The following is a 26,698-nucleotide window of genomic DNA, read 5'->3' on the forward strand; positions in this document are numbered from 1 at the left end:
CTCCTTTTCGCTACCTGAGTAGCGTAATCCCGCACGGCAGTATTACGCAACCCGGGTATCGAAACTCGGCTACCGGCGCAGCAACGCCCACACGACCCGCTCCCCGGCCCTGTCCTGGTAGGTCCCCCACAGTCCGGTGGTCAGCTCGTGCACCAGCCGGAGTCCGCGTCCCGACGCGTCCGTGTCCGCCGGCACGCGGGGACGCGGAACCAGGCCGTTCCGGCCCGGATCGGTCACGGCCAGCCGCCAGAACCCCGCCTCGGGGGCGAGGGACAGCCGGACCCACTGTGCCGCCGCGTGCTGCAACGCGTTCGTGACCAGCTCCGAGGCGATCAGCCGCAGGTCGTCCAGGGCTTGGTGATCCGCCCCCAGCCACGCCGCCAGTTCGGTACGCGCCAGCCGGGGCAGCATCGCCGGGTCGTCGAGCTCGCCGACCGTCCACACCTTGACGCCCGCATGCAGGGAACTGGACATGATCTCCTCCGGGATGGGCGTACAGGCCGAGGTCGCGTGTACGCGGGTTCTCAGGATGCGGTTGATTCGGCTGACCAGCCCCTGTGATCGGCCGTACAGTTCCTTACAGTGAGTACGCCATGCCTCTGCGTGAACGGTTGTGGGAAGGGCGTGACATGCCGAAGGAAGAGGAAGCGGAAGCGTGGGCCGAGTACGCCAGACGCCTGCGTGCCTTCCGTACGGACCACGGGTTGAGCCAGGAGCGTCTGGCGGACCGGCTGGCCTACAGCGAGAGCGCGGTCGGGCACGTGGAACGCCTCCTGCGTAAGCCGAGCGAGGACTTCACCCGCGAAGTGGAAAAAGCCCTCGGCCTCAAGGGCCAGCTGACGGAGCTGCTGCCGCAGATCCACGGCGCGCTCGGCCCGCGCTGGTTCCGCGAGTGGCCGAAGGTCGAGGCGGCGGCCCACACCATCAGGACGTCCGAGCCCCTGCTGATCCCCGGCCTGCTGCAGACGGAGAGCTACGCCAGGCGGGTGTTCCTCGGAGCACCGGGAGCCACGGAGCAGGAAGCAGAGCGGGCCGTGCAGTTCCGTCTCCACAGGCAAAGCGTCTTCGCCAGCCTGTCCCCGCCCATGTACTCGGCCCTCGTCGATGAGAGCGTCCTGCACCGGCCGGTCGGCGGTCCGGAGGTGATGCGAGAGCAACTCGCCAAGCTGCTCGATGTGCTCAACCCGCCCTATGTCACGCTGCGGATCGTCCCGTTGAAGGCGGGGCTCACCGTGGGCTGTCTCGGAGCCTTCGAGGTGGCGACGCTCCTGGACGGAGGACCCGATCACGCCTACCTGGAAAGCGCCGAGGAAGGGCGGGTGACCAATCGCGCCAGTACGGTGCAAGCGCTTATTGTGCGATGGGAGGCCCTGTCCGGCATGGCGTATCCCGTGGACAGGAGCCGCGTGATCATCCGCGAAGTGATGGAGAGCTATGAGTGAGGCGAGCGGTCTCCGTACGGGCGAATGGACCAAGGCCACGGCGTCGGGCGACAACGGCGGGAGCTGTGTCGAGGTGATGCGGCGGGCGGATGACAGCGTGCTCGTCAGGGACACCAAGGACCGGGGTGAAGGCCCGATTCTGGCCTTCACCCGGGACGAATGGCTGGCCTTTCTCGACGGGGCCGCCAAGGGGGAGTTCGACCTGCCCTGTCAGGAGCCGTAGATCACCGAGAGGAAGCGGAGGAGCAGGGCTTCCCGGGTCTCGGCGGGCAGGGCGTCGAGGACGGCGTTGACCGTCGCCATCCCCGGCTGGCCCGCGCCCGGACGCAGGTCCACGCCCACCGAGGCGGCCAGTTCGGCGAAGGTCGCGTCGTCCAGGGCGTCCAGGTCGAGGCCGATGATCAGTTCCACCAGGCCGTCCGGCACCGACGCGGGGCCGCGACGGCGGGCCTCCGCAGCCGCGTCGGCGATCACCCTGAGCATCGCCTCCACGCCGTTCAGCGTCACGCCGGTGACCGTGACGTGCAGGTTCGCGGGGATCCCGGCGTAGGAGAGCTGCGGTTGCAGGAACCAGCCGCGCTCGCGGGCCGCGTCGGCCAGCACGAACACGTCGAGGTCGTCCCCGGCGAAGGCCACCAGCGACGACTCGGGCGCGCCCAGGACCCGCAGGCCCGGGATCGCGGCGATGCCCTCCCTGAGCCGGGCCGCCGCCTTGAGGGTGGCGCGGCCGAGCTCCACGTACCCCTCCCGGCCGAGCGCCTGGAGCGTGGCCCACGCGCCGCCGAGCGGCCCGGCCGACCTGGAGCTCTGGACGGTGGCGTTGATGATCGTGTAACCGGGCCAGGCGGCCGAGGCGAAGTACGCCCTGCGCCGCGTCGCCGGGTCGGCGAACAGCACCACCGAGGCGCCCTTCGGCGCGTAGCCGAACTTGTGCAGGTCGCAGGAGAGCGAGGTGACCCCCGGCACCGACAGGTCGAACGGCGGCACGTCGGCCCCCGCCTCCCGCAGCCACGGCAGCAGCCAGCCGCCCACGCACGCGTCCACGTGACAGGCCACGCCCGCCTCGGCCGCCACGGCGGCGACCTCCGCGACCGGGTCGATCACGCCCTGCGGGTACGACGGCGCCGAGACCACCACCAGGACCGTGTCCTCGTCGATCGCCGCCGCGACGTCCGCCACCCGCACCTTGTACGTCTCCAGGTCCACCGGCACGGCCTTGACCCGCAGGCCCAGGTAGTGGGCCGCCTTGTGGAAGGCCGGATGGGCGGTCACCGGCAGCACGAGGTTGGCGCCGGGCCGCCCGGCGGCGTCCCGCGCCGCCTTGACGGCCAGCATGATCGACTCGGTGCCGCCGCTGGTGAAGACGCCGTGGCCGCCGCCGAGCAGCTCGGCGACCGCGCCCACGACCTGCTTCTCCATCTCCACGATGCTCGGGAACGCCGTCGGGTCCAGGCAGTTGACCTCCAGCATCTCGGCGTACGCGCGGGCCGCCGCCTCGTGCACCTCGGGCCGGCCGGTGTCGTAGACGTACGCGGTCACCTGCCCGCCCCGCACCGGCAGGTCGTGCTGCTTCATCCTGGCCACCTCGGACAGCAGGTCCTCGGCGGTTCTTCCGGACGGGGGGAGGGTCACACGTTCTCCTTGGCGAGGACGGGGGTGGTGGCGGTGGCGAGCCTGCCGTAGCGGACGACGAACGGCAGGCTGATCAGCATGAGCAGGGCGGGCAGCGCGGTGAAGCCGAGCAGCAGCCCGGTCAGCGCGCCGGCCGGCTGGGCGACGGGCGACTCGACGGGCGACTCGACGGGCGCGGAGACGAACCGCGACACCGTCAGGACCAGCGCGAACAGGCCGGGGCCGAGCGCGAGCCCGGCGGTCTCGCCGGCCGTCCACAGGCCGGTGAATGCGCCGGCCTGGGCGTGGCCGGTACGGGCGGCGTCGGCGTGCACGGTGTCGGGCAGCAGCGACAGCGGCAGCAGTTGCAGCGCGGCGTAGCAGACCCCGGCCAGCGCGGTCAGCGCCAGCGTGGCGACCAGGCTGCCCGCCGCGATGGCGGGGACCAGGGCGAGCGCCACGGCGGCGAACCCGGCCGAGGCGGCCAGGTAGCAGCGCACGGTCCCGTACGCGCGGGCCAGCCGGGCCCAGGCCGGCACGGCGAGCATGCTCGGGCCCACCAGGCAGACGAACATCGCCGAGGTCAGCCCGTAGTCGCCCAGCCGGTACGAGGCCACGTACGGGGCTCCCGCCAGCATCACCGCCACCCCGAGCGCCTGCGTGACGAACGCCGCCAGCAGCGCGAAGAACGGCCGGTTGCCCCGGGCCAGCCGGAAGGCCGCCGCCGGGCCGAGCTGCCGGGGCCCCGGACGCGACGACACCCACCGCGTGCCCAGCGTGGCGGCCACCAGGGCGGCGGCCATGACCAGGCCGATCGCGACGCCCATGACCGCGTACCCCGGCCGGCCGCCGCCCGCCAGGTCCACCACGGCGGGGGCCAGGCCGCCCGCGACCAGGATGCCGACGGTCAGGCAGACCACCCGCCAGGACATGATCCTGGTCCGCTCGGCCGGGCTCGCCGACATCTCGGCCGGCAGCGCCACGTACGGCACCTGGAAGCTCGCGAAGGCGGTCGCGGCCAGCAGGAACGCCACCCCGGACCACGCGGCCCCGGAGAGGCCGCCCGGCACGGCGAACATCAGCGCGAACGCCACCGGCAGCGTGGCCGCGCCGAGCGCCAGCAGCCGGGTCCGGCGGCCGGTGCGCACGGCCTCGCGGTCGCTGGCGGCCCCGACGAGCGGGTTGAGCAGCACGTCCCAGATCTTCGGCGCGACCAGGACGGCGCCCGCGACGGCGGCGGGCACGCCGAGCATGTCGGTCAGGTAGTAGAGCAGCAGCAGGCCGGGCACGGCGGAGAACACGCCGGTGCCGACCGAGCCGACGCCGTAGCCGAGCAGCCGTCCGCGGCTCAGCCGGCCGGTGACCGCCGGGACCGTCCCGGAGGGCCGGGCACCGGTCATCGGGGGTCGCCGGGAAGGTGGCGTCCCGCGTCGCCGGACGGGGGTCCCTCCGGGGAGTCCGGGAGGGCGAGGGGGCCGGGGAGGGCGAGGGTGCGGTGGAGGGTGAGGTGCAGGTGGGCACGGAAGCGGCGGAGCGCGGCCCGGTCGCCCGCACCCCTGCGGCGGCCGTCGGCGTCGAGCACGCCGCCCTTGGCGAAGCCGTGGATCGACCAGATGACCGTCCACATGGCGTACTCCAGGTCGACGGTGCCGTCGATGACGCCGGCCTCGACGGCCGGGCGCAGCGCGCCGGTGACGGCGGCGATCAGCGGCTGGACGTACTGGCGTTCCAGCTCGGTGATGTCGCCGGCGTCGGAGAGCCAGCGGTGCATCCACAGCGCGGGGATCTCCGGGTTGTCCGCGCAGAAGTCGAGGTAGTCGTCCACCAGGCGGTGGATGGAGGCGACCGGGTCGTCACCGGGCAGATGGGCCAGCGCCTTGTCCAGCGCCGCCTTCTCCGCCCGGTGCGCGCGTTCCATGACGGCCAGGTACAGCTCCCGCTTGCCGCCCACGTGGTAGTTGACGGTGGCGATGTTCATCCCCGCCGCGTCGGCGATCTGGCGCGTCGAGGTGCCGTCGTAGCCGAGCGCGGCGAAGAGCTGGGTGGCCGCCTTGAGGATCACGGCCGGCTGTCCGCTGTCGGCAGGTGTCATACGACCGACCGTAGTTCCGTCCCGCCCCCTTGGTCAATCGCTTGATGGAGAGGTTTCCGGTCAGTCCGGAGCCCAGTACTTGACGAGGACCTTGTCCAGATGCGCCACCACCGGCTTCCACGTGCGGGGCAGCGTGTACCGCGTGGCGTGGTGGCCCTTGTGGGTCAGCGTGTACTTGAGGAAGTCCGCGCCCTGCGGCGGGCGTTCGGACCGGCCGATCCGCAGCTCCTTCAGGTAGCCGCGCAGCCGGCGGTCTTCCCTGGCCGTGAGGCACCTGGTCACCACCGGGCCGGTGCGGCGGCTGAGCCGGAAGCAGCCGTCGGTGTAGACCGTCACGCGGTTCAGCAGCCCCGCGAAGCCGCCCTCCTCGCGCAGGTCGACCAGCACCTTCCGCTGCGTGGTCACCGCCTCGGCGGGCAGCGCGGAGGCCGTGACGGCCAGCGCGAGCGCCGGCAGAAGCACGATTCGCCAGATCTTCATACCTCTATGACGTACGGGAGCCCCGAACGGCTCACGTCCCGAGACCCGCGTCGCGGGCCCGGACGATGGCCTCGGCGCGGTCGGCGACGTGGAGCTTGGCGAAGATGTTGGAGACGTTGTTGCGCACGGTCTTCGGCGACAGGAACAGGGCCGAGGCGATCTGCGCGTTCGAGCGGCCGGCCGCCACCAGCGACAGGATCTCCCGCTCGCGCGGCGTGAGCTGCGGGAAGACCGGGTCGCCCGCGGCCGCGGCGGCCCCCTGGAAGAACTCGGCGACGCGCAGCGCCACCGCCGGGCCGAAGATCGCCTCGCCGTGCGCGACCGCGGTGATCGCCCGGACGATCTCGCCCTGGCCCGCGCCCTTGAGCAGGTAGCCGCGGGCCCCCGCGCGCATCGCGGCGAACAGCGTGGCGTCCTCCTCCGACATGGTCAGCACGACGACGGCGACGTGCGGGCTGTCGGCCACGATCCGCCTGGTGGCCTCGATGCCGTCGAGCCCCGGCATGCGGACGTCCATCACCACGACGTCCGGCTGGAGGTCGGCGGCGCGCTCGACCGCCTCGGGGCCGTCGGCGGCGGTGCCGGCCACCTCGATGCCCGGGATCGAGCCGAGCAGCAGCGCGAGCCCGTCGCGGTAGACCGGATGATCGTCGGCCAGCAGGACCCTGATCGGCTCCTCGTCAGACATCTGCGGCTTCCACCCTGATCGGCTCCTCGTCAGGCATCGGCGGCCTCCGCCGGCATCGGCAGGCGGGCCAGGACCAGGGTGCCGCCGCCGGGCGGGCAGCTCACCTGGCAGTCGCCGCCCAGCTCGGCCGCGCGCTCGCGCAGCGAGAGCATGCCCACGCCCGCCGCCACGTCGGGGCCGATGCCCGAGCCGTCGTCGCGTACCGACACCTCAAGCGCCCCCTCCCGCGCGGTGAGCGCGATGTCGCAGCGTGCCGCGCCCGCGTGCCTGGCCACGTTGGCCAGCGCTTCGGACACGATACGGTAGGCCGCCACCTCCACCGCCGCGGGCAGCGCCCCTGCCGCCCCCGCCGCCCCCGCCGCCCCCAGCGGGCCGTCGCCGGTGACGCGGACATCGAGGGCGGCGGTGCGGAACCGGCCCGCCTGCTGCTCGATCGCGCGCAGCAGGCCCAGCTCGTCGAGCGCGGGCGGGCGCAGGTCGTGGACCAGCCTGCGCACGTCCGCCAGCACGCCGCCGACCTCGGCGGCCGTCTGCTCCAGGATGCGGTCGGCCTGCTCGGGCGCGCTCGCGGCCAGGTTGCGGGCCGCCTCGATGCGCAGCGCCACCGCGCCCAGGCTCGGGCCGAGCCCGTCGTGCAGGTCGCGCCGGAGCCTGCGGCGCTCCTCCTCGCGGGCCAGCACCAGCCGGGCGCGGATGCGCTGCAGGTCGGTGCTCAGCTCGACGGCCCGCGCCGCGGCGGCGGCCTGGCGGACCAGGTCGCCGAGCAGCCGCTGGTCCCGCTCGGTCAGGTCGGTACGGCACAACACCAGCCGCCCCACGGTCTCACCCCGGTAGGCCACCGGCAGCGACACCGACGGCCCGCGCGGCGACCCGTGCTCCACCACGGAACGTTCCCCGCCCGGCCGCTCGATCTCCACCCGCACGTAGGACAGCCGGAACGCCTCCGCCAGCGTCGTGGCCACCGCGAGCAGCTGCTCGTCCGGGTCCGTGGCCAGCTCCAGCCGCTCGGCCAGCGTCGAGACCGCGGCGTACGGGTCGTCCCTGGAGCCGCGCACCAGCCTGCGCACCGCCCGCCAGAGCCAGGTGCGCAGCGGGGCGTACAGGACGGCGACGATCGCGATGGCGGCCAGGGCCGAGTCCCGCTCCCCGAGGACGCTGCCCACCAGCGTGAACACCACCACGTCCATGAGCACCACGAGCGCGGCGAGCAGGCCGTAGGCCACGGTGGCCGACAGCAGCCGGTCGATGTCGTACAGGCGGTATTTGGTCACCGCCACCACCACGGCCGCGGCGGTGAACGCGATGGCCAGCGTCAGCAGCACCGCCGGGATCTGCGGGGACAGCGACAGCGGCAGCAGGAGCACGATCATGTCCACCAGCGCGGCCCACATCAGCCAGCGGATCTGGGCCCGCCGCTCGGCGTCGGCGACCACGTACCTGCGCACCATCGACGCGAACGGCACCACCAGGCTCACCAGGACGGATGCGTACGCCAGCGCCAGCGCCGGCTCCCAGAACCCGTACGGCAGGTCCACGGACAGGAAGTCGAGGCCGAGCCGGGCGATCTCCGGCGGCATCGCCTGGTCGTGGTAGCGCTCCATCACCGCCGTCGGCGCGGTCACCAGCAGGGCCGTGAGCAGCCCGGTCAGGACGAGGCTCGTCACCGACAGCGCCCGCCACACCCGCCCCGGCGGCAGCCGGCCGTCCGGGAACAGCAGGATCAGCAGCGGCAGCCCGAGCAGCAGCGACGCCCCGAACCGCGAGTAGGACCAGTACGCCGCCGCGGCCCCCGGCAGGCCGGGCGAGACGTAGGCGGCGTAGGTCGCCCAGCTTCCCGCGAGCCCGTCCAGCAGCCACAGCAGCCCGAACACCGCCAGGACCCAGGCCACCGGATGCCGCGGCAGCCGGCGCAGCAGCAGCGCGCCCGGGACGAGCTGCGCGAGCCCGGTCAGCGCGGCCGGCCACCCGGGCTCCAGCTCCGAGGCCGCGGGCAACCGCACGTCCCCGGCGGCCACGTCCAGCGCCACCGTGGCGACCGCGATCCCGGCCCCGGCCACGGCCACCCCGACGGCCCACCACCCGCGCGCGGCGGCGGGGGACGTCGCTGCCGCCGGATGGGCGGAAGGTCCGGTTTGTAGCACGGGACGTATTACACCCGATGTCGTGTCCTGATGTCCCGGGACACCGGTCCCGTCGGAGGCGGGACCCGTGGCTCTGCCGGCCCGGGGCAGCCCGTCGCGAACCTGGAGGCACGACATCCCCGCAAGGAGAGAGAGGACCTCCCGTGGACGGCAAGATCACCACCACTCCCGCCAGGGCCCGCACCGACGTGCCCGCCGCCCCGCCCCCATCCGCGGACCCCGCCGTCGCCCCGGCCGCCGTCCGCAGGCTCGGCCTCGCGCTGAGCGCCGGCACGCTCGCCTGGACCGCCAGCATCCTCGTCTACGGCACGCAGGCCCAGGGGTTCGGCGAGCGGGTCGGCGACCTGACCGGGCTGCTCTTCCAGCTCGGCCTCTTCGCCCTGCTCGCCGTGCAGATCCGGACCCGGGCGACGGGCACGTCCGGCTTGGCCAGGATGATGCTCAAGGTCGAGCTGGCGCTGCTCGGGCTGGCGAGTGTCTGGTCCCTGCTGCACGGCGTCCTGCCCGACGACCTCCAGGACGGGCCGGTGATGCAGGTGCTCGACGTGTTCTGGCCGGTGTCCATGCTGGGCATGATGGCCATCGGCATCAAGATCGCCTTCGCCGGGCGCTGGCGCGGGGCGCTGCGGTGGTGGCCGCTCGTCGCCGAGAGCTGGGCCGTGGTGACGGTGCCGGCGTACGTGGTGTTCGGCGAGTCGATCTCCAACTGGATCGGCGGCCTCCACCTGATCATCGGGTACGCCACCCTCGGCGCGCTGCTCGCGCTGCGTCCGAGCCTGACGTCCTAGGCCGGCGGCGTGAGCGGCAGGACGGCGGTCACCTCCGTGCCGCCGCCCGGCCGGGGGCCGATCGCGCAGGTGCCGCCGATCTCGGCCGCCCGCTCGCGCATCGACGTCAGTCCCACGCCCGGCGACGGCTCGTCGGGCAGTCCGGTGCCGTCGTCGGCGACCGACACCCGCAGCTCCCCGGCCTCCCGCCGTAACGTGACCAGCACCGAGGCGGCCTGGGCGTGGCGGCGCACGTTCGTCAGCGCCTCCTGCGCGATCCGGTACGCGGCCGTCTCCACCGCCGCCGGCAAGCCGTCGAGGGGCCCTTCGGAACCGTCGGCGGACGGGGGCACGACGACCTCGACCCGCGGGCCCGGGGCCTGGCCGAAGGCGCGCAGGGCGCCCGCGAGGCCCAGCTCGTCCAGCACCGGCGGGCGCAGGCCGTCCACCAGCTCGCGCACCGACATCAGCGTGCTGGTCATCTCCTCGCGCACCCGGACCAGCAGCTCCTCCACCGACTCGGGGTCGCGCTCCAGCCGCCGCCGCGCCTCGTCCAGGGTCATCGTCACGCTGGTCAGCGTGGGGCCGAGCCCGTCGTGCAGCTCCCTGCCCAGCCGGCGCCGCTCCTCGTCGCGGGTGGCGCTGATGCGCTCGTGGGAGTCCCGCAGGTCGGTGCTCAGCCGTACGGCGTGCGCCAGCTCGGCCAAGTGCTTGGCCATGACGTCCAGCGGCTCGCGGCCCGGCCGCGCCCCGGCGATCCGCAGCCGCCCGACCGGCTCGCCGTGCCAGGTCAGCTCGACGGACCGGGGCCGGGCGCCCAACTCGCCGTCCACGAACGACAGCGCGGGCTCGCCCGGCACCTCCACGCCCACCCCGCGGGCGACCAGCGACGTGCGCACGACGGAGATCGCCTCGGCCAGCGCCCCCGCCGGATCCCCGGCCCGCTGCACGGTACGGCTGAGCAGGTCGGCCGCCCGGTACGGGTCGCGTTCCACGTTGAACAGCCGGTCCACCGAGCGCTGGAGGCGCAGGCGCACGGGATGGAAGGCCGCGCCGGTGACCATCGCGGAGGCGAGCCCGGCCGCCCCGCCGTAGCCGTCCGCCACGCTGTTGGACGCCCAGATGAGCGCCGAGTACGTCAGGCCGGCCCCGACCGCGAGCGTGCCGTACACCAGCGTGCGGTTGAGGATGAGCCGGATGCCGTAGAGCTGGTGGCGCAGCACGGCGGCGATGATCGAGATGGGGATGCCCGCGGCCAGGAAGACCCGTACGGCGATGGTGAAGGTGTCCTGGGTGCCCGCGCTGGCGATCCAGTAGACGACGAAGATCACCATGGCGTGGAAGTACCAGGTGATCTGGCGGCGCACCTCGGGCGTCGCCGCCCGGTACCTGAAGCCCAGCGAGACCACGCCGAGCAGGCACAGCAGGATCATCGGGAGCCCGATCCACGACTCCACGACCTCGGGGATCCGGCCCAGCGCCGCCACCCCGAACGGGTTGCCCAGCGGCACCTCGAGCTCGAACGACGGGTCGGGGGACAGGCCGAGCAGCAGCGAGTGCCCGGCCATGAGCGCCAGGTTGCCGTAGAGCACCGGCCGCCAGCGCCTCGACGGCAGCCGCCCGTCCGGGAAGAGCAGCGGCATGATCCCGGTGAACGCGGGCACCGGCAGCAGCCACAGCCAGATGGCCGGCCAGGCGACGTAGGGCAGCAGCGGGCCGGGCGCGTGGAAGTACATCCAGCCGGTCAGCGCGAACAGCAACGAGTACGCCGACCAGATCACGCCCGTCGCCCACATGAGCCACGGGATCAGCAGCCGGGGCCGCCGGCTGATCAGGAACGCGCCGGCGAGGGGGAACATCAGCCCGATCGGGTCGAGCCCCTGCGTCTCGGCCAGCCCGCCGAGCTGCGCCGCCAGCACCGCCGCCGTCACCACGGCCGCGAGCGAGGCCCCGGCCGCCGTCCACACCGCCGCCAGCACCAGCCGCCGCCGCCACGCCGGCGTGCGGCCGGGCCCCTCCGCGACGGGACCGGGATCGTCGTGGTCGGCAGAGGTCATCGTGGCTCCTTGAGCGGCAGTTCCGCGACGACCTCGGTGCCGCCGCCGGGGCGGACGTCCAGCTCGCACACGCCGCCCACCTCCTCGGCCCGCCCGCGCATCAGGGCGGCCCCCTGGCGGCGCTGCTCGGGCAGCCCGATCCCGTCGTCGGACACCGTCAGCCGGAGCCCGTCGCGCCGCTCCACCCTGATCAGGGCGGTGGTGGCGCGGGCGTGCCTGCGCACGTTCGCCACCGCCTCATGCGCGATCTTGTACGCCGCCACCTCCACCGCGGCCGGCAGGTCGGCCAGCGAGCCCGAGACCACCACGTCCACCCTCGGGCCGGGCGCGTCGGCGAGCAGCCGTAAGGCGCCCTCCAGGCCGAGCTCGTCCAGCCGGGCGCCGTCGAGCGCGGGCGGACGCAGGCCGTACACCAGGTCGCGGACGTCCACGATGGCCTCGGTCATCTGCCGGCGTGCCGTGCTGAGCAGGGGCTCGACCGAGCCGGGGTCGCTGGCCAGGCTGAGCCGGGCCTGGTCGACGCTCATCGCCAGGTTCGTCAGCGCCGGTCCGAGGCCGTCGTGCAGGTTGCGGCGGAGCTCGCGGCGCTCCTCCTCGCGGGTGACCATCATGCGCTCGCGCGAGCGTTGCAGGTCGGCGCTGAGCCGTACGGCGTGGGCGACCTCGGCGAGCTGCCTGGCCAGCATGTCCAGCAGCGCCCGGTCGCGCGGCTCGCCGCTGACCGACAGCCAGCCCATCGACTTGCCGTGCCAGACCAGGCGTTCGACCGAGGGGGCCGGGCCCATCTCGCCCGCGATGACGCTGCGCACCCGTCCGCCGGGCAGGACGACCTCCACCGCGACGCCGGGCGCCCCCAGGGCCAGCCGGACGGCGTGGGCCGCCGACGCCAGGGCCTCGGCCGGCCCCCTGGCCTCCTGCACGCTCCGGCTCACCCGGTCGGCCAGCCGGTACGGGTCGCGCTCCCACCGGAACAGCCGGTCCGCCGCGCTCCGCAGGCGCAGCCGTACGGGCTGGAACAGCGCGCCCGCGGCCAGCGCGGCGATCAGGTCGGACCACGAGCCGAGCACGGCGTCGAGCGCGCCGACCCCGAAGTAGACGGCGCCGACCACGGCGGTCAGCGCGAGGTAGACCAGGGCGCGGTTGAGCAGGAGGAGGGTCCGCTCGCGTCCGCGCAGCCCGGACAGGACCGCTGCCTTGACGAGCAGCGGTCTGACCGCTCTGAGCAGCACCCGCCGGACGTTTTTCGCCATATGTCGGGCACATCATAAGTGCCGGAACCGCTATCGCAGAGAGTCCACCGGCTGCATCTTCGCCGCCCGCAGCGCCGGATAGAGCCCGGCCAGCAACCCCACCACCGCCCCGGCCACCGGCGCGGCCAGCGCCAGCCAGGCGTCCAGGAGCGGCGTCCACTCCCTGGCGGCCGAGACGGCCACGACGGCGACCACGCCGAGGCTCGTGCCGATCACGCCGCCGGCCAGCCCGACCAGCGTCGACTCCAGCAGGAACTGGGCGGCCACGTGCCGCCGCGCCGCGCCGAGCGCCCGGCGCAGCCCGATCTCGGGCACCCGTTCCATCACGGTGACGAGCGTGACGTTGGCGATGCCGACCGCGCCGACGACGAGCGAGACCAGGCCGAGGATCAGGAACAGCGCGTTGACGTCGTCCTGGGCGGCGTCGCGGGCCCGGGTGGGGGCGGGCGGCGCGACCACCCGGAGCAGGTCCTCGTTGCCGGGGCTGAGCGCGACCGGCGTCTGGCTCGCGACCAGCGCGGTGGCGCCCAGGCCGGTGTTGACCAGCACCCTGGTGACCGTCCGCAGGCCGAACCCGGCCCCGGCGGTCGGCGGCACGAACACCGCCGCGCCCAGGTCGCGCTCCCGCCGCAGCCCGCCGAGCACGCCGATCACCGTGTACGCGTGCCTCCCGACGAAGACCGCGGGCGCCCCGTCGAGCCGGGTGATCCCGAGCAGCCTGGCCGCCTGGTCGCCGAGCACGGCCACCCGGTCGCCGCGCCGGACGTGCCCGGCGTCGTAGAACCTGCCGCGCAGCATCGTGCCGCGCAGGGCCCCGGGAAGGCCGGTGGTCGCGGCGACCACGGGCAGCGACTGCGTGGTGATGCGCGCCGGATCGACGATGTCGTTGGAGCGCACGGACAGGTTCGCGGTGTCCTCGCTCTCCGACAGCGCGGCGGCCGACTCCACGCCGCGCAGCCTGGTCAGCCGGTCGACGGCGTCCCAGGTCACCAGGGGGGCGCCCGGCGTGCCGGGCACCTCGACGGTGATGGCCGTGGCCACCAGCGCGTCGAAGTGGCCCACGACCTGGTTGCCGGCGGTGGCGGCCACGCCGAGCGTCACGACGAGGGTGGTGATGCCGAGCACGGTGCCGAGCGTGGTGAGCGCCGTGCGCAGCGGCCGGGCCAGCAGCCCGGCGACGGCCTCGGAGGCCAGGTCGCGCAGGTCCATCACTCCTCCACCAGGACGCCGTCGGTGATCCGCACCCGCCGCCCGGCGCGCGCGCCGACCTCCTGCTCGTGCGTGATGACGACGATGGTCAGGCCCTGCCCGCGCAGCTCGTCGAACAGGTCGAGCACCGCCTCGGTGTTGCGGCTGTCGAGGTTGCCGGTCGGCTCGTCGCACAGCAGCAGCGACGGGGAGCCCATGAGGGCCCTGGCGATGGCCGCGCGCTGCCGCTCGCCCCCGGACAGCCGGCCGGGCGGGAAGCCCGTACGGTGACCGAGGCCGACGCGGTCGAGCGCCGCCAGGGCCCGTTCCCGCCTGCCCTTGCGCGGGCGGCGGGTGTAGAGCTCGGCGAGCATGACGTTCTCCAGCACGCTGCGGTGGGCCAGCAGGTGGAAGGACTGGAAGACGAAACCGATGCGCTCGCCGCGCAGCCTGGTCCTGGCGCCGTCGGGGAGCGTGGTGGTCTCGGCGCCGTCGAGCCGGTAGCTGCCGGAGTCGGGCCGGTCGAGCAGGCCGAGCACGTTGAGCAGCGTGGACTTGCCGGAGCCGGACGGGCCCATGACGGCCACGTGGTCGCCGCCGCCGATCCGGAGCGAGACGTCATCGAGCGCCAGGACCGGCGGCTCGGCCGGATACCGCCGCCCCACCCCGACCAGCTCGATGACCGGCTCAGGCATTGCTGACCACCACCCTGTCGCCCTCCTTGAGCGGGCCGGTGACCTGGACGTTCCCGTCGGCGGACAGGCCCGTGCGGACCTCGACGTCCCTGGTCCTGTCGGTGGCGTACTCGACCCGGACGCGGGCCCTGCCGTCGGCCGAGGTGATCACGGCCGCCACGGGCACCACCAGGACCGGCTCCTTCGTCGCGCCCACCGTGATCCGCGCGGTCACCGCGGTCCCGGCCTTGAGGCCCTTCGCCGACCGCGGCGTGATCAGGACGGGCACCGCCCCCGTCTCGGCCGCCTCGGCGTCCGGGACCCTCGCCTTGTCGCCCACGGCGGTCAGCCCGGCCGGGTACGACCGGCCCGAGTCCAGCTCGACGGTCGCCTGCATGCCCGGACGCAGCAGCTCGGACTCCTCCGCCCCGACCGACGCCGTGACCATGAACGACGAACTGGTCACGGTGGCGACCTCGCCCTCCACGGTCTGCCCGGCCTTCACCGACACCTTGCGCACCCGGGCGGGCAGCTTCGGCACGAACACCACCTCACCGGGCGGGATCGAGACCCCGTACGTGCGCGTGTACTCGGCCAGCATCTCCTTGGCCGCCGCCACGTCCCTGCGGGCGCCGGCCACCTTGAGCCTGACGGGGGAGAGCTGCCTGGCCTGGCGCAGCGCCTGCTCGGCGGTCGCCAGGTTCTCCTCGGCGGTGCGCACGGCCGTACGGAGCTCCTCGACCTTGGCCGCGCGGGTCTGCTCGGCCTCCTTCAGGATCAGCTCGCGGGACTCCTGGGCCGCCGCCAGATCGGCGCGCGCGTTCGCGACCCGCAGCTCAAGCAGCCGCGTGTCGGTCGTGGGCTCAGGAGCGGCCGTGGGCGCGGGCGTGCTCGCGGGGGAGCCGGTGGGGGAGCCGGCGGGGCGCTTCCCGGCGGCGTCGAGGGCCTGTTCGGCCTCCAGCAGCCTCTCCTCGGCCGTCCGAACCGCCGAGTCGGCGGCCGTCAGCCTCGCCTCGTCCGCCGGGGAGAGCTCCCCGGCGCGGGCCGCCGTCAGGGCGCGGCGGGCCGTCTTGAGCGCGTCCTTGGCGTTGGCCAGCTTGATCTTCAGCGGCAGCACGTCGCGTCCCTGGTCGAGGGCCTGCTTCTCGGACGCCAGCGTCTCCTCGGCGGTCTGCACCGCCTTGCGCAGCGTGTCGTGAGCCTGCCGGTCGGCGAGCGTGGGCCGCTGGGCCTGGTAACCCTTGGCGGCGTAGAGCCGGGTGACGGCGGTGATCGTGGCCTGGTCGAAGACGCCGGTGGAGGGGGCGCGGTGACCCAGACGGCGCAGCGCCCGCTGCAACTGGGTGACGTCGTCGCCCTCGCTGCCCGGCGTGATCGTGCGGTGCATCGGCACCGAGCCGCGCAGGACGAACACCGGGCGGCCGTTGACCTCCATCAGCACCGCGCCCTCGGCGAACCGGCCGGGACGCGGCGCCCTGGTGGCCCGCTGCGCCTCGGCCGTGCCCCCGACGGCTCCGGCCAGGCTGATCGGCAGCGGGGAGCCGTACTCAAGGGTGCCGTTGACCACCACGGAGCTGACCAGCCTGCGGCGCTCGACGGCGGCGGTGACCAGGGACGGTGTGGGCGCAGCGCGCCTGCTCGCCTCGTCGGCCGGCGAGCGCAGCCGGGTGCTCACCGCCCACCCGGCCAGCGCGACGAGCACGACGCCGGAGATCACGACGGCCAGAAGCCTTCGAGGGGATCCCATGGGCTCGTCAGAAGGCGTACTGGTCGTCGATCTTCTGCAGGAGCGCCGTCTCCTTCGGCGTGTACGCCGCGTAGAAGTCCTTGCCGCACTCCAGGTCGTCGAGCCCCGCCTTGATCTCCTTGGCGAGGTACGGCTTGGCGTCCTCGGGGGTGAGGTTCGGCATGATGAACGTTCCCGTCGCCGTCTTCTTCGCCGCGGGAAGGTTGTCCTGCTGCCGGCGGCCGATCTTGTCCTGCTGCCGCATGAACTCCCTCTCGCCGCGCGTGCTCAGGGCCGTCGGCTTGGTGTCGGTGATCGAGTACCCCTTGCCCGTGAGACAGGTGGCCATGGGGCCGGCCAGCTCGACCAGCTTGGGGTCGCCGTCCAGCTCGGCGGCCCGCGCCCGCTTGCGGGCCAAGCCGTACTGGTTGAAGTAGTCGATGTTCGACTTCACGGTGATGCCGAGGACCTGCTTGCCGGCAGTGGCCATGCAGGCGTTCTTGGCCTTGTAGTAGGCGTCGTTCTGGGCGGCGGAGAGGTCGTCCTGGATCTTTATGTTGGGGTCCGTGTCGCCCTCGGCGTCCGGGGCGTGCATCTCCTTGGGATAGACGTGGACAGCGAACACTCCAAAGCCGTATTTGGCGCGATATTTCCGCATTGCCTGGTAGTCGCCGGAGCCGCGTTTGCGCTCCTCGTCGCTGTCGTCCTCGGGCTTCACGTACGGCACGTACTTGAAGCCCTTCTGCTTCATGCAGTCGGCCTTGGCCGCCTCGAACTGGTGCTTCCTGTCCTTGGCGGCGGCGGCCTGAGACGGCTGGGCGGTCTCGGCGCCGCCGGTCGGCTCGGCGGCGCCCCCGCAGCCGCAGAGCACGGCCGCCGAGAGCGACATGGCGATGGCCAGGCGGGATCTGTTGAGCATGGCGGAGACCATACTCCGTTGAACGAAGTATGGTCAATCCAGGCAGTGCCGCCGCTGGCGGAAGGGCGCGAAGGCGGCCCCCACGACCAGCAGCGCGAGCACCCCCCAATAGGCCAGGTGCTGCCGGGTCAGGGCGTCGGAGTGCAGAACCAGCTCGCCCGACGCCGTCGCCAGGTAGATCGCCGCCGCCAGCGTCCACCGGTGGTCGCGGGCCAGGTAGGCGCTCCCCGCCGCGAGCCCGAACGCGACCGCCTCCACCACCAGCCTGCTCAGGCTGATCGGGAGCCTCGACGGGTCCTCCATCCACTCGGGGCCCGCCCAGCTCGCCGCGACGGCCGCCGCCAACCACCACCACGACCTCGTGCGCGGCGCCCGCCGCAGCGCGAGCAGGCCGGCCAGCGCCACCGCGTAGGTGCCCGCCACCAGGTAGGGGTCGCTGTCCATGAACAACGGCCGGGACTGGAGGAACGTCGGATAGACCGGTAACAGCGTCGTGTCGAACAGTCGCCAGCCGCCGGCCAGTGCCACCGCCTTGGCCCCGGTGAGCAGCGTCAGCGCCGCCGCCGTGCGCAGGCGTCCGCGGGCGGTCGCCAGCAGCGTGAGCGCCGACAGCAGCGTCCAGAGCGGCAGCGTGCCGGCGTAGGGCAGCAGCGCGGCCAGGTTCGCCGCCGCGACGGCGGTGACGGCGAGGTGCACGCCGTCCGCCCAGGGGCTGCCGCTCGCCAGATGGACGACCCGGCTGCGCACCCCGCCCGTGAGCAGCCCCCACGCCTCGCGCGGCACCGGGATCCGCCGGCCCGGCGCGGCCGACTCCAGGAGCACGTCGAGCAGCTCGTCGCCGTGGGCGGTGCGGTAGGTCCTGGGGTAGGCGAGCAGGAGCCTGCGGTAGCGCCGTTCGAGCGCCGACACTCCTGCCGGCCCGACGGCCGTCATCCGGCCGACGGCCGCAGGACGAGCGAGGCGGCCGCCTGCATGCGTCTCGCCTCGGCCTCCACCAGCGCCTGGCCCTCGTCGGTGATCCGGAAGTAGCGCCGGTTGCGCCCGTTGACCGTCTCCTCGCGGTCGACGGTGATGACGCCGCGCTCGTTCAGGCGTTCCAGGATGCCGTAGAGCGTGCCGACGGACGGCTGGACCCGGCCGCCGGACAGCTCCTTGACCGACTTGCTGATCGCGTGGCCGTGCAGCGGGCCGGCGCGCAGCGCGGCGAGCACGAAGTACATCGGCTCGCTGACTTCTGAGGTTCCCCTGGGCATGGGGGAGACATTAATCCGTTCAACGGAGTGTGGGCAACGCGGGCGGCCCCCCGGAGGGCCCGCCCGCGTCGCACGTCACCGGCAGCGGTCGCCGTTCAGGCGGAAGACCTCCGGGGCCGGGTTGGGCCCCGAGGCGTGCGTGCCGACGAAACCGAACGTCACGGTCCCGCCGGGCCTGATCCGGCCGTTGTAGCCGAGGCTGCGCGCCGTCACCGCCGCGCCGGACTGGGCGAGGTCGGCCCCCCAGCCCTCCTTGATCCGCTGGTCGCCGGGGAACGACCAGCTCAGGGTCCAGCCGTCCACGCTCTCCCGGCCGGTGTTCTCGATCACGATCTGGCTGGTGAAGCCGCCGGGCCACGAGCCGTGCGCCGAGTAGCGCACCCGGCAGGCCGATTGCTCGCCCTTGTCCGCCAGGAACGCCGACACCCACGCCAGCGGCGAGTTCCAGTTGATCGTCAGCTCGTTGGTGGACCAGGACTCGATGTCGTCGATGTAGCAGAACTGCGGCCTGCAGCCGCGCAGCAGCCGCTGGGCGACCGGGTCCTGGATGGCGGAGTTGGGGCCGCCGGCCAGCGAGCCGCGCGGCGGGTGCGGCAGCGCGTGGTCGAGCTGGTGGGCGTACCAGCGGCTGTGCTGGTTCTGGGCGGAGACCTCGCCGTAGCCGGTGACGTAGGAGATGTTGAGCGCGTTGCGGCCGAGCAGGTAGTCCATCCCCTCCCGGACGGCGGCCCGGTACTTCTCCTCGCCGGTCAGGTCGTAGGCGGTGGCCAGGACGACCAGGTTGTTGAGGACGAGGTTGTTGGAGCCCCAGTCGAAGTCCGCCGGCGCGTACGGCAGCCCGTACGGGTGCGCCCGCTGGACCGCCAGGTACTTCTCCGCCCCCTCGACGACCGACCGCCGCACCTTGTCCCGGCCCGGCAGCGCGTTGGGCACGGTCGCCAGGCCCAGCCGGCCGAGCTGGGCGGTGTTGCCCCAGTCGAAGCCGCGCTCGCGCCAGATGTCGCCCGTGTGGTGCGGCGAGGCCAGGACGAAGTCCGCGAACTCCTTCTCGCCCGTCGTCAGGTAGAGCTCGGCCGCCGCCCAGTAGAACTCGTCGCTCACGTCGGCGTCGTCGTAGGCGCCGCCGCCCACGCCGTCGGCGGGGTCGGCGTACCGGGCCGGGTTCGCCTTCGCCGCCGCCCACGCCTTGCGCGCCGCCTTGAGGTTCCTCGCCGCGAAGGCCGCGTCGTAGGGCGCGAACAGCCGGGCCGCCTGCGCCGCCGTCGCGGCCAGGTTGAGCGTCGCGGCCGTGGACGGCGGGTGCAGCTCGCGCTTCTGCGGGTCGAGGTGCGGCAGCAGCGGCAGGCCGGTCCAGTTCTGGTCGTGCACCTTGTGGTGGGCCATCCCCGCGTCCGGCTCGCCGTCCGGCACCTGCATGCTCAGGATGAACTCCTGCTCCCAGCGGGCCTCGTCCAGCACGTCCGGGACGCCGTTGCCGCTCTCGGGGATCTTGAGCTGGCCGTCGGTGAAGGCGGCCCTGTCGCGCTCGTAGGCCGCCATGAGCTGGTGGACCGCGATGCCGCCGTTGACCACGTACTTGCCGTGGTCGCCGGCGTCGTACCAGCCGCCCTTGACGTTCAGCGTGTAGTCGCAGCCGCCCGGCTGACAGGGCACGTTCGTGTCGCCCTGGTTGGGGGACGTGCCCGCGTGGCCGGCCGGGCGTCCGTAGCCGGGACGCAGGCTGTCGAGGATCTCGATGCCGCTGCGCTGGGTGTAGTAGAACTTCAGCGCGTCCGTGGGGAGGGAGTCGTAGACGTCCGCGCCGATGTCGAACGGCCTGCTGGTCTCGCCGTCGGCGGTCAGCGTGTAGCCCTCGCCGGGTTTGGCGTAGGCGCCGAAGTCGATGGTGTGCACGTTCTGGCCGGAGCTGGCGTCCGTGCCCTTCGGGGCGGTACGTCCGTTCGCGACCGTTTCCCGTGCCGCGTTCCGCAGCTCCCAGTCCAGGGGCGTGGTCGCCTCGGTGACCAGGGTGGCCTTCTTCGGGCCCGAAGGCAGGTAGCCGACCATGTTCACGCGGACGCGCGGGCCCGTGTCCGGCTCGTAGACCTCGGGTTCGGCGCCGCCCTTCAGCGACACGTCGTCCATGCAGAACCTCCAGGGCTCGGCGCTGCCGCCCAGCTGGAACGCCACCTGGGCGTTCGGCAGCGAGACCGGGGCGGTGAAGGTGTAGGAGTAGTCGTTCCCCGAGACGCTCAGCTCCGGGGCGGCCGACAGGTACTGCGTCCACGGGTCCACCGGGAGCTGGATCAGGGCCTTGCCGACCTTGGCGGGGGTGGCGGAGGCCGAGAACCGGTAGGCGTAGGTGTCGCCGGCGACCAGCGGGACGCCGTCCTGGCCGATGATGACGTCCCAGGGGTTGGCGGTGCCGCCGGGGACGTCGGCGCACAGCCTGCCGCCGTCGAGGGTCAGGGTGGTGTTGCCGGTGCTCCACCAGGGGGCGGTGCCGGCGTCGAAGGTGCCGTTCACGATCTGCTCGGGTCCCTCGTCGGCGGCGCGGGCGGACGCGGCGGGGGACAGGGCGACCATGGTGAGGAGGGCCAGCAGCGCGGCCCGGCATCGGGTCATGGAGGTCCTTCGGGGGGTTGGGAGCGCTCCCAATGGAGCGATCCCGATCCTCCTTGCCCACCGCCGCCCCGTCAACGGCTGCACCCGATCGCGCCCGAAGACCCTGAAACTTTCACCCCTGGGCCCGCTGCACGGGCTTGGGCCCCGTTTCGCGCGCTTGGGCTCGTACGGCGGGGGCAGGCCCGCTTCACGGGCTTGGGCTCGTTTCACGGGCCTGGGATCGTGACAGCCCTGCTTCTCGCGGGCCGGGGGAATGCGACAGCCCCGCCTGTTACGGGCCGGGGGACGGTGAGAGGCCGGGCTGTCACCGGTCGGGGGATCGTGGCAGCTCGGAGGTCAGGTGGTGGAGGAGGTCTGTGGCTCTGCGGCGGTCGTAGGGGGTGGCGAGGCGGTCGGCGGCGGCCAGCGCCTGTCCGGCGGCCCGGACGGCGGCCCGTCTCCGGCCCGCGACGGCCAGCACCAGGGCGCGGGCCCACCCGATCCTGGCCGCCGCGCCCGGGTTGCGGGCCAGGTAACGGGCCAGGTGGGCGTGGAGGCGGCGGGCGGTCGCGCGGTCCACGTGGTCGCGTACGTGCCACATCAACTCCGCCAGCCCCGCCCAGCACTCCAGCATGCCGGGCTGCGCCGACGGCAACCCGTCCGCCATCCCGAGCGCCCGAACCAGCGCCCCCCGCACCCCGCCAACGTCAAGCACCACCGCGCCCCCAGAACCCGCCAAGTCCACCGAAGCGCCCAAGGCCGCCGCACCCGCCGCACCCACCGGGACCTTCGGGAGTGCCAGGCCCATCGCGTCCACTGCGCCGATCGGGTGCGCTGTGGCAGGGGTGGGGGCGGGTGTCGTGCGGGGGGTGGGGGTGATGGTCAGGCGGGTGGTGGCGGTCAGGAGGCGTAGGGACTGGATGGTGTGCAGGGACGGGCTGTCATGGAGGCCCAGCCGGGCGGCGAGGGCGCGCCGCCGTTCCATGGACGCGCGGGCCGCCGCCAGCACTTCCGCGATCCGCTCGGCGGGCACGTCGTCGAGCCGCAGCAGCGCCTCCGCGCGGCCCGCCAGGCACCAGTGGCGGCCGATGTCGTCCCCGCCCACGCGATTGACCGACAGCTCCTCGGTCTCGGCGAACAGTTCCGCCGCCTCGGCGAACCTCCCCTCCCACAGGGCGGTCTCGGCCAGCATGCCCGCGCAGTTCTCCGCCATCCGGGGGTCGAGCGTCCGGGACCGTCCCTCGGCGAACGACCGGCGGGCCGCTCCGAACGCGCCCGCGTGGAGCTGGTCCAGCCCGCGCGCGAGCCGTGCCCGGCTGGCCGCCTCCGTCGGGTGCGGGACGCCGTCCAGCGCCCGGTCGGCGAGTCCGCCGTAGTGGGCGGCGATCCCGTGGCGGCCGGCGATCCGGGCGATCGTGGCGAAGTTCGCGTACGCCTCGGCCCGCAGGGCGGGGTCCGGTGCGCGTTCGGCGGCGTTGAGCTGGCGGAGTGAGGCCACCAGCATCGTCGGCAGGTCCTGTTGGTGGTAGGCGAGCCGGGCCAGCAACGTGAGCGCCTGGGCGGCCTCCGCGTCGGCCGCGTCCGTCCGCCGCGGCGGCACCAGGCGATGGACGGCCTGCCGCACGACGGCGCCCAGCACACCCACAACAGGCCCGGCCTGCCGCACGGCGGCGCCCAGCACCACCACCAAAGGCCCGGCCCACCGCACGGCGGCCGGGACGCCCGCGACGGCCCAGGCCGGGACGCCCGCGCTGGACCAGGTCGGGACGGCCGTGCTGGACCGGCCCAGGATGGTGGGGAGGGGTTGGCCGAGGGTGGTCAGTGCGGTTCGGGCCAGGTGGGCCGCCTCGCCCTCGCGGGCGAGCTGGTACGCGCTGATCCCCGCCATCCGCAACCACCGCGCCCGCAGGCACGGCACGTCCGCGCCGCTCTCCAGCCGCCGCCCCACGACGGCCGCCGACTCCTCGTACAGGCGTAACCGCAGGCACAACGTCCAGTAGTGATCGAGGAAGGCGGGGTCGCCGGACGCGGCCCAGGCCGTCCTGATGTTGTCCAGGTCGGCGCCGAGCACCCGGACGGCCTCGGTGTCCGACGCGTCCTGGAGCGCCGCGGCGTGCCGGTCGAGCAGGCGGGCGAAGCAGGCGGCGTGCCGTCTTCGCACCGCGTCCCGGGTCGCCGGGTCCTCGGCCAGGCGGGCGGCGGCGAACTGCTGGACGAGCGGGTGGACCGCGTACCGTCCGGCCGGGGTGAGGTGCAGCATGCTCTGGTCGACCAGGCGGACCAGCACCCGCGGGGTCGTGCCGGCGACCTCCAGCGCGTGCGGCAGCGTGCAGCCGCCGCCGAACACCGACAGCGCGGCCAGCGCCGCCCGCTCCGGCGGCCCGAGCAGGCTCCAGGACGTCTCGAAGACCGTCCTCATGCACGCGTGCCGCGGGCGGACGGCGGGACCGCCGGCCGTGAGGAGCTCCAGGTCCACGCCGAGCCGCCGGGCCAGCTCCGCGCACGGGACGGCGCGCAGCAGCCCGGCCGCCAGCTCGATGGCCAGGGGGAAACCGCAGGTGGCGGCGCAGATCGCGGCCACCATGGCGGCTTCGGCGTCGGGGTCGAAGGACGGCTGCGCCCGCACCGCCCTGGCCGCGAACAGCGCCTCGGCGGCCGGCCCCGGCAGCCCCGCCACCTCGACGGCCACCTGGCCGGGCAGGTCGGGACGCCGCCGGCTGGTCGCCAGGACCCGTACGCCGGGCGCGGCGCGCAGGATCTCGCCCACGACCGCGTCGAAGCCGGGAAGGTGCTCCAGGTTGTCCAGGACGAGGAGGAGCCGGCGTCCGGCGAGGGCGGCCAGCAGGAGGTCGAGGGCGGGACGCGGCGGCGAGAGGTCCACGCCCAGGCGGCGGGCCAGCGTGGTGACGGCGGCCTCGGGACGTACCCCAACGAACGAGACGAACGCCACCTCCCGGCCGTCGCGGACGGCGGCGGCCGCGACGGCCAGCCGGGTCTTGCCGACCCCTCCGGGCCCGACCAGCGTCACCAGCCGCCGCCCCGCCACCAGCGCGCGCACCCGCCGGACCTCGTCCGCGCGCCCGAAAAGCGTGGAACCGGGAACGGGCAGGGGCGCCCGCCCGGTCCCGGCCGTCGCGGCGGCGGGGCGGCGGGGGAGCAGGTCGCGGCGCAGGGCCTGGGTCTCCGGGGCGGGGGCGACGCCCAGTTCGGCGGCCAGGCGGTGGCGCAGGTCGTCGTAGCAGGCCAGCGCCGCCGCCCGGTTCCCCGCTTCGGCCAGGGACGCCATCAGCAGCCGGTGCGCCTCCTCGTCGAACGGGTCCAGCGCCGCCACGATCCGCGCCAGCCGCACCACCGGCGCGGAGCCGTCGGCCCCGGCCTGCGTGAGCAGGTCGCGCAGCAGCGTGCGCACCCGGCCGCGCTCCTCCGCCAGCCAGCCCGCGAAGGCGGGGGCGTCGCCGATGCAGACGCCGTCCAGGAACTCCCCGCGCCACAGGGCCAGCGCCTGCGTGACCGTCGAGGCGGCCGTGAGCTGCCGGTGGTCCACGAAGCAGCCGTCCAGGTCGCCGAGGAAGCGCACGTGGTCGCGGGTGATGTCGAGCCAGCCGCCGACCTCCCTGCGCAGCTCCGACAGGGCCAGCCGCAGGCTGCCGCGCGCGTTGGCGTCCGGGCGCTCGCCCCACAGCAGCGCGGCCAGCTCCGACCGCGACCGCGGCCCGGTCGTGGTGGCGAGGTAGCACAGCAGGGCCCTGGACTTGGCCGCGCGCAGGCCCACCGGCGCGCCCCCGACGGCCAGGTCGGGCGGCCCGAGCAGCAGCAGGATCAGCGACTCTCCCATGGCGGACGACAGTAGGCGGGCCCGCCCGGACAGACTGCGGCAAAAGCCACAGACAGCGCGTGTTCCGCGCCACTGACCTGTGCTCTCACGATGTGCTCACGATGCCGTCCGCACTCTGAGGACCGGCTTCGCGACCGCCGCGAGGCACGGACCGAAGGACACGACAGCATGCACGCTCACCGACTGATCGCCACGCTCGCCCTGGCCGCCGGCGTCGCCGCCCCCGCGGCCCTGACCGCGGGCCCGGCCGCCGCGACGACCGCCACGACCGCCTCCTGCGTCATCACCCTGTACGACATCGACGCCAACAACGTGGCCGAACGCGACGGCAAGGACGAACTCCGCTTCAAGGTCGACGGGAACCTGTTCCCCAAGTTCAGCGCCAACTACTTCTCGATGAAGACCGGCGGCGACGGCGACCCGGCCGACTTCGAGTACCCGTCCACGCTCCTCGTGGGCAGCGAGGACGTCAAGTTCGACCTGCGCGAGGTCACCCCGCCGATCGTGGGCGAGGGCGACAGCCTGGGCAAGGCCACCGCGCACGGCTCGGTCTGCGCGGGCCTGGCCGTCGGCGCGGACACGACGGAGACGACCATCGTCGAGGGCACCGACGAGACGGACTACACCTACACCGTCCGGCTCAAGCTGACCAGGCAGTGACCCGAGAGGCCCTGACCTGCGCGAGGCCCCGCCGCACGCCGGCGGGGCCTTCACTGACGCCGGATGTTCTGGGAGGGTTTCGAACGTGGTCCCTGCCCTCACCCTGGCCGGGTGCGCCGCGCACGAGCTGCTCGAACGCCAGACCGCCAAGCTGGCCAGGCAGCTCGTCCGCGGCTTCGCCGAGGAGATCCCCCTCTACCGGCGGCTGCCGAAGGAGGAGCTCGACGGCGAGATCACCGTCATCACCGAGCACAACCTGCGGCTGATCGCCCGCATGTTCCGCGACCGCCGCCCGCCCACCAGGGCCGAGCTGGCCCCCCTGCGCTCGTCGGCGGCCCGCCGCGCCCAGGAGGGCGTGCCGCTGGAGGCCCTGCTGGCCGCCTACCACCTGGGCGCGCGCAAGGTGTGGGAGCACCTGTTCGCCGCGGCCACGCCCGCCGACTTCGAGGACGTGCTGACGGCCAACCGCCTCATCCTGCTCTACACGGAGTCGGTGACGGCCGCCGTGTGCACCGCGTACCTGGAGGAACGCGAGGGCATGCTCAGCCACGAGCAGCACGCGCTGCACGCCGCCGTGTCCGCGCTGCTCGGCGGCGACCGGGCGGCCCTGGCCGGGGTGCGGCTGGCCCCCCGCTACCTGGTGCTGGCGCTCTCCGTCGGCCGGCATCCCGACGAGGAGAGCGACGAGCCGGGCGGGTCGATCGCGGGCCGCCGCAAGCTCCACCGGATCAGGACGGCGCTCCAGCGCGGCGCGGCCGAGCCGGTGCTGTCGGTGCTGGACACGACGGGCGGCCTGGTGTTCGTGCCGGTCACCGGCGAGGACCCCGACTGGTACGAGGTCGGCGAGACGGCCGCCGCGATGGCCAAGGCGGCCGGCGTGCCGGTGTGGGCGGCGGCCGAGATCGCCGCGCCGGCCGGGGTGCCGGAGGCGGTCAAGCTGGCCGAGGAGGTCCTGGAGGTGGTGCGGATCTTCGAGCAGCCGCCGGGAGCCTACCGGCTGGCCGACGTGCTGCTGGAGTACCAGCTCACCCGGCCGAGCCAGGCCACCGCCGTGCTGGCCGGGCTGCTCGACCCGCTGCTCGACAACCCCGACCTGCTCAGGACGCTCACGGTCTACCTGGACACCGGCCTCGACCGCCGCCGTACGGCCGAGCTGCTGCACGTGCACCCCAACACGGTCGACTACCGCCTGCGCAGGGCCGTCAGCCTGACCGGCCTCGACCCCGTGGACCCGGCCCACCTGCAACGCATCGGCGCCGCGCTGGCCGCCAGACGCCAGCACCGCAAGTGAACGGGAGCCGCCCCCGGCAGGGGACGGCTCCCGTCGCACGA

The 26,698-nt window shown here is 74.1% G+C and carries 22 protein-coding genes; 5 read left to right on the plus strand and 17 right to left on the minus strand.

The features are described 5' to 3' along the window. Positions 1-69 precede the first annotated feature (69 nt). Positions 70-474, minus strand: a complete 405-nt coding sequence (locus tag ACIBQ8_RS28255) for an ATP-binding protein (RefSeq protein WP_397178611.1) — start codon at positions 472-474, stop codon at positions 70-72. Between the two features lie 119 nt (positions 475-593). Here ACIBQ8_RS28255 and ACIBQ8_RS28260 point away from each other — a divergent pair, with 119 nt between their 5' ends. Both ACIBQ8_RS28260 and ACIBQ8_RS28265 read left to right on the plus strand, forming a co-directional pair. Continuing rightward, the gene (locus ACIBQ8_RS28260; protein ID WP_397193371.1) at positions 594-1,442 is read left to right on the plus strand and encodes a Scr1 family TA system antitoxin-like transcriptional regulator; all 849 of its coding nucleotides are present in this window, start codon (positions 594-596) and stop codon (positions 1,440-1,442) included. Further along, on the plus strand, positions 1,435-1,665 hold the full coding sequence (locus ACIBQ8_RS28265) for a DUF397 domain-containing protein (RefSeq protein ID WP_397193372.1): 231 nt from the start codon (positions 1,435-1,437) through the stop codon (positions 1,663-1,665). The genes ACIBQ8_RS28260 and ACIBQ8_RS28265 overlap by 8 nt, the downstream gene beginning before the upstream one ends. Here ACIBQ8_RS28265 and ACIBQ8_RS28270 read toward each other — a convergent pair. Genes ACIBQ8_RS28270 through ACIBQ8_RS28295 form a run of 6 tightly spaced genes read right to left on the minus strand, consistent with a single transcriptional unit; the run spans position 1,653 to position 8,454 of the window. Beyond that, on the minus strand, positions 1,653-3,074 hold the full coding sequence (locus ACIBQ8_RS28270; protein WP_397193373.1) for a pyridoxal phosphate-dependent decarboxylase family protein: 1,422 nt from the start codon (positions 3,072-3,074) through the stop codon (positions 1,653-1,655). The two genes, ACIBQ8_RS28265 and ACIBQ8_RS28270, sit on opposite strands and share 13 nt — an antisense overlap. Then, the gene (locus tag ACIBQ8_RS28275) at positions 3,071-4,453 is read right to left on the minus strand and encodes an MFS transporter (RefSeq protein WP_397193374.1); all 1,383 of its coding nucleotides are present in this window, start codon (positions 4,451-4,453) and stop codon (positions 3,071-3,073) included. Before ACIBQ8_RS28275 ends, ACIBQ8_RS28270 begins: the two co-directional genes overlap by 4 nt. Then, positions 4,450-5,145, minus strand: a complete 696-nt coding sequence (locus ACIBQ8_RS28280) for a TetR/AcrR family transcriptional regulator (protein ID WP_397193375.1) — start codon at positions 5,143-5,145, stop codon at positions 4,450-4,452. Before ACIBQ8_RS28280 ends, ACIBQ8_RS28275 begins: the two co-directional genes overlap by 4 nt. Positions 5,146-5,205: 60 nt before the next feature. After that, on the minus strand, positions 5,206-5,625 hold the full coding sequence (locus ACIBQ8_RS28285) for a hypothetical protein (protein ID WP_397178617.1): 420 nt from the start codon (positions 5,623-5,625) through the stop codon (positions 5,206-5,208). Between the two features lie 31 nt (positions 5,626-5,656). Then, entirely contained in the window at positions 5,657-6,313 is a 657-nt protein-coding gene (locus ACIBQ8_RS28290) for a response regulator (protein ID WP_397193376.1), read from the minus strand. A 29-nt stretch (positions 6,314-6,342) separates the two neighbouring features. Next, positions 6,343-8,454 carry a sensor histidine kinase gene (locus ACIBQ8_RS28295; protein WP_397193377.1) on the minus strand — a complete coding sequence of 704 codons (2,112 nt, stop codon included), beginning with the start codon at positions 8,452-8,454 and terminating at the stop codon, positions 6,343-6,345. A 143-nt stretch (positions 8,455-8,597) separates the two neighbouring features. On the opposite strand from ACIBQ8_RS28295, the gene ACIBQ8_RS28300 reads away from it, so the two are divergent. Continuing rightward, complete coding sequence (locus tag ACIBQ8_RS28300) at positions 8,598-9,242, plus strand: hypothetical protein (RefSeq protein WP_397193378.1); 645 nt, start codon at positions 8,598-8,600, stop codon at positions 9,240-9,242. On the opposite strand, the gene ACIBQ8_RS28305 is transcribed toward ACIBQ8_RS28300, so the two are convergent. The 10 genes from ACIBQ8_RS28305 to ACIBQ8_RS28350 form a co-directional block, all read right to left on the minus strand. Then, positions 9,239-11,278 carry a histidine kinase gene (locus ACIBQ8_RS28305; protein ID WP_397193379.1) on the minus strand — a complete coding sequence of 680 codons (2,040 nt, stop codon included), beginning with the start codon at positions 11,276-11,278 and terminating at the stop codon, positions 9,239-9,241. The two genes, ACIBQ8_RS28300 and ACIBQ8_RS28305, sit on opposite strands and share 4 nt — an antisense overlap. Beyond that, a complete protein-coding gene (locus ACIBQ8_RS28310; protein WP_397193380.1) occupies positions 11,275-12,528 on the minus strand; it encodes a sensor histidine kinase in 1,254 nt (417 codons plus the stop codon). Before ACIBQ8_RS28310 ends, ACIBQ8_RS28305 begins: the two co-directional genes overlap by 4 nt. A 30-nt stretch (positions 12,529-12,558) precedes the next feature. Continuing rightward, a complete protein-coding gene (locus ACIBQ8_RS28315) occupies positions 12,559-13,737 on the minus strand; it encodes an ABC transporter permease (RefSeq protein ID WP_397178623.1) in 1,179 nt (392 codons plus the stop codon). Then, positions 13,737-14,411 carry an ABC transporter ATP-binding protein gene (locus ACIBQ8_RS28320; RefSeq protein WP_397178624.1) on the minus strand — a complete coding sequence of 225 codons (675 nt, stop codon included), beginning with the start codon at positions 14,409-14,411 and terminating at the stop codon, positions 13,737-13,739. Before ACIBQ8_RS28320 ends, ACIBQ8_RS28315 begins: the two co-directional genes overlap by 1 nt. Beyond that, positions 14,404-16,137 (minus strand): peptidoglycan-binding protein, encoded by a 1,734-nt coding sequence (locus tag ACIBQ8_RS28325; RefSeq protein ID WP_397193381.1) that lies wholly within the window; start codon positions 16,135-16,137, stop codon positions 14,404-14,406. Before ACIBQ8_RS28325 ends, ACIBQ8_RS28320 begins: the two co-directional genes overlap by 8 nt. Positions 16,138-16,144: 7 nt before the next feature. Continuing rightward, complete coding sequence (locus tag ACIBQ8_RS28330; protein ID WP_397193382.1) at positions 16,145-17,035, minus strand: hypothetical protein; 891 nt, start codon at positions 17,033-17,035, stop codon at positions 16,145-16,147. A 33-nt stretch (positions 17,036-17,068) separates the two neighbouring features. Further along, positions 17,069-17,968, minus strand: a complete 900-nt coding sequence (locus ACIBQ8_RS28335; protein ID WP_397193383.1) for a hypothetical protein — start codon at positions 17,966-17,968, stop codon at positions 17,069-17,071. After that, the gene (locus tag ACIBQ8_RS28340; protein ID WP_189651648.1) at positions 17,965-18,288 is read right to left on the minus strand and encodes a PadR family transcriptional regulator; all 324 of its coding nucleotides are present in this window, start codon (positions 18,286-18,288) and stop codon (positions 17,965-17,967) included. The genes ACIBQ8_RS28335 and ACIBQ8_RS28340 overlap by 4 nt, the downstream gene beginning before the upstream one ends. 75 nt (positions 18,289-18,363) lie before the next feature. Continuing rightward, positions 18,364-20,892 carry a glycoside hydrolase family 9 protein gene (locus tag ACIBQ8_RS28345; RefSeq protein ID WP_397193384.1) on the minus strand — a complete coding sequence of 843 codons (2,529 nt, stop codon included), beginning with the start codon at positions 20,890-20,892 and terminating at the stop codon, positions 18,364-18,366. A 304-nt stretch (positions 20,893-21,196) separates the two neighbouring features. Continuing rightward, positions 21,197-24,706, minus strand: coding sequence for an ATP-binding protein (locus tag ACIBQ8_RS28350; protein WP_397193385.1), 3,510 nt, complete (start codon positions 24,704-24,706; stop codon positions 21,197-21,199). A 168-nt stretch (positions 24,707-24,874) separates the two neighbouring features. On the opposite strand from ACIBQ8_RS28350, the gene ACIBQ8_RS28355 reads away from it, so the two are divergent. Then, positions 24,875-25,366, plus strand: coding sequence for a hypothetical protein (locus ACIBQ8_RS28355; RefSeq protein WP_397178630.1), 492 nt, complete (start codon positions 24,875-24,877; stop codon positions 25,364-25,366). A gap of 85 nt (positions 25,367-25,451) precedes the next feature. Then, positions 25,452-26,657 carry a PucR family transcriptional regulator gene (locus tag ACIBQ8_RS28360; protein WP_397178631.1) on the plus strand — a complete coding sequence of 402 codons (1,206 nt, stop codon included), beginning with the start codon at positions 25,452-25,454 and terminating at the stop codon, positions 26,655-26,657. The last annotated feature ends 41 nt before the right edge of the window (positions 26,658-26,698 follow it).

Source organism: Nonomuraea sp. NPDC049646, assembly GCF_044465525.1.
Classification (GTDB): domain Bacteria; phylum Actinomycetota; class Actinomycetes; order Streptosporangiales; family Streptosporangiaceae; genus Nonomuraea.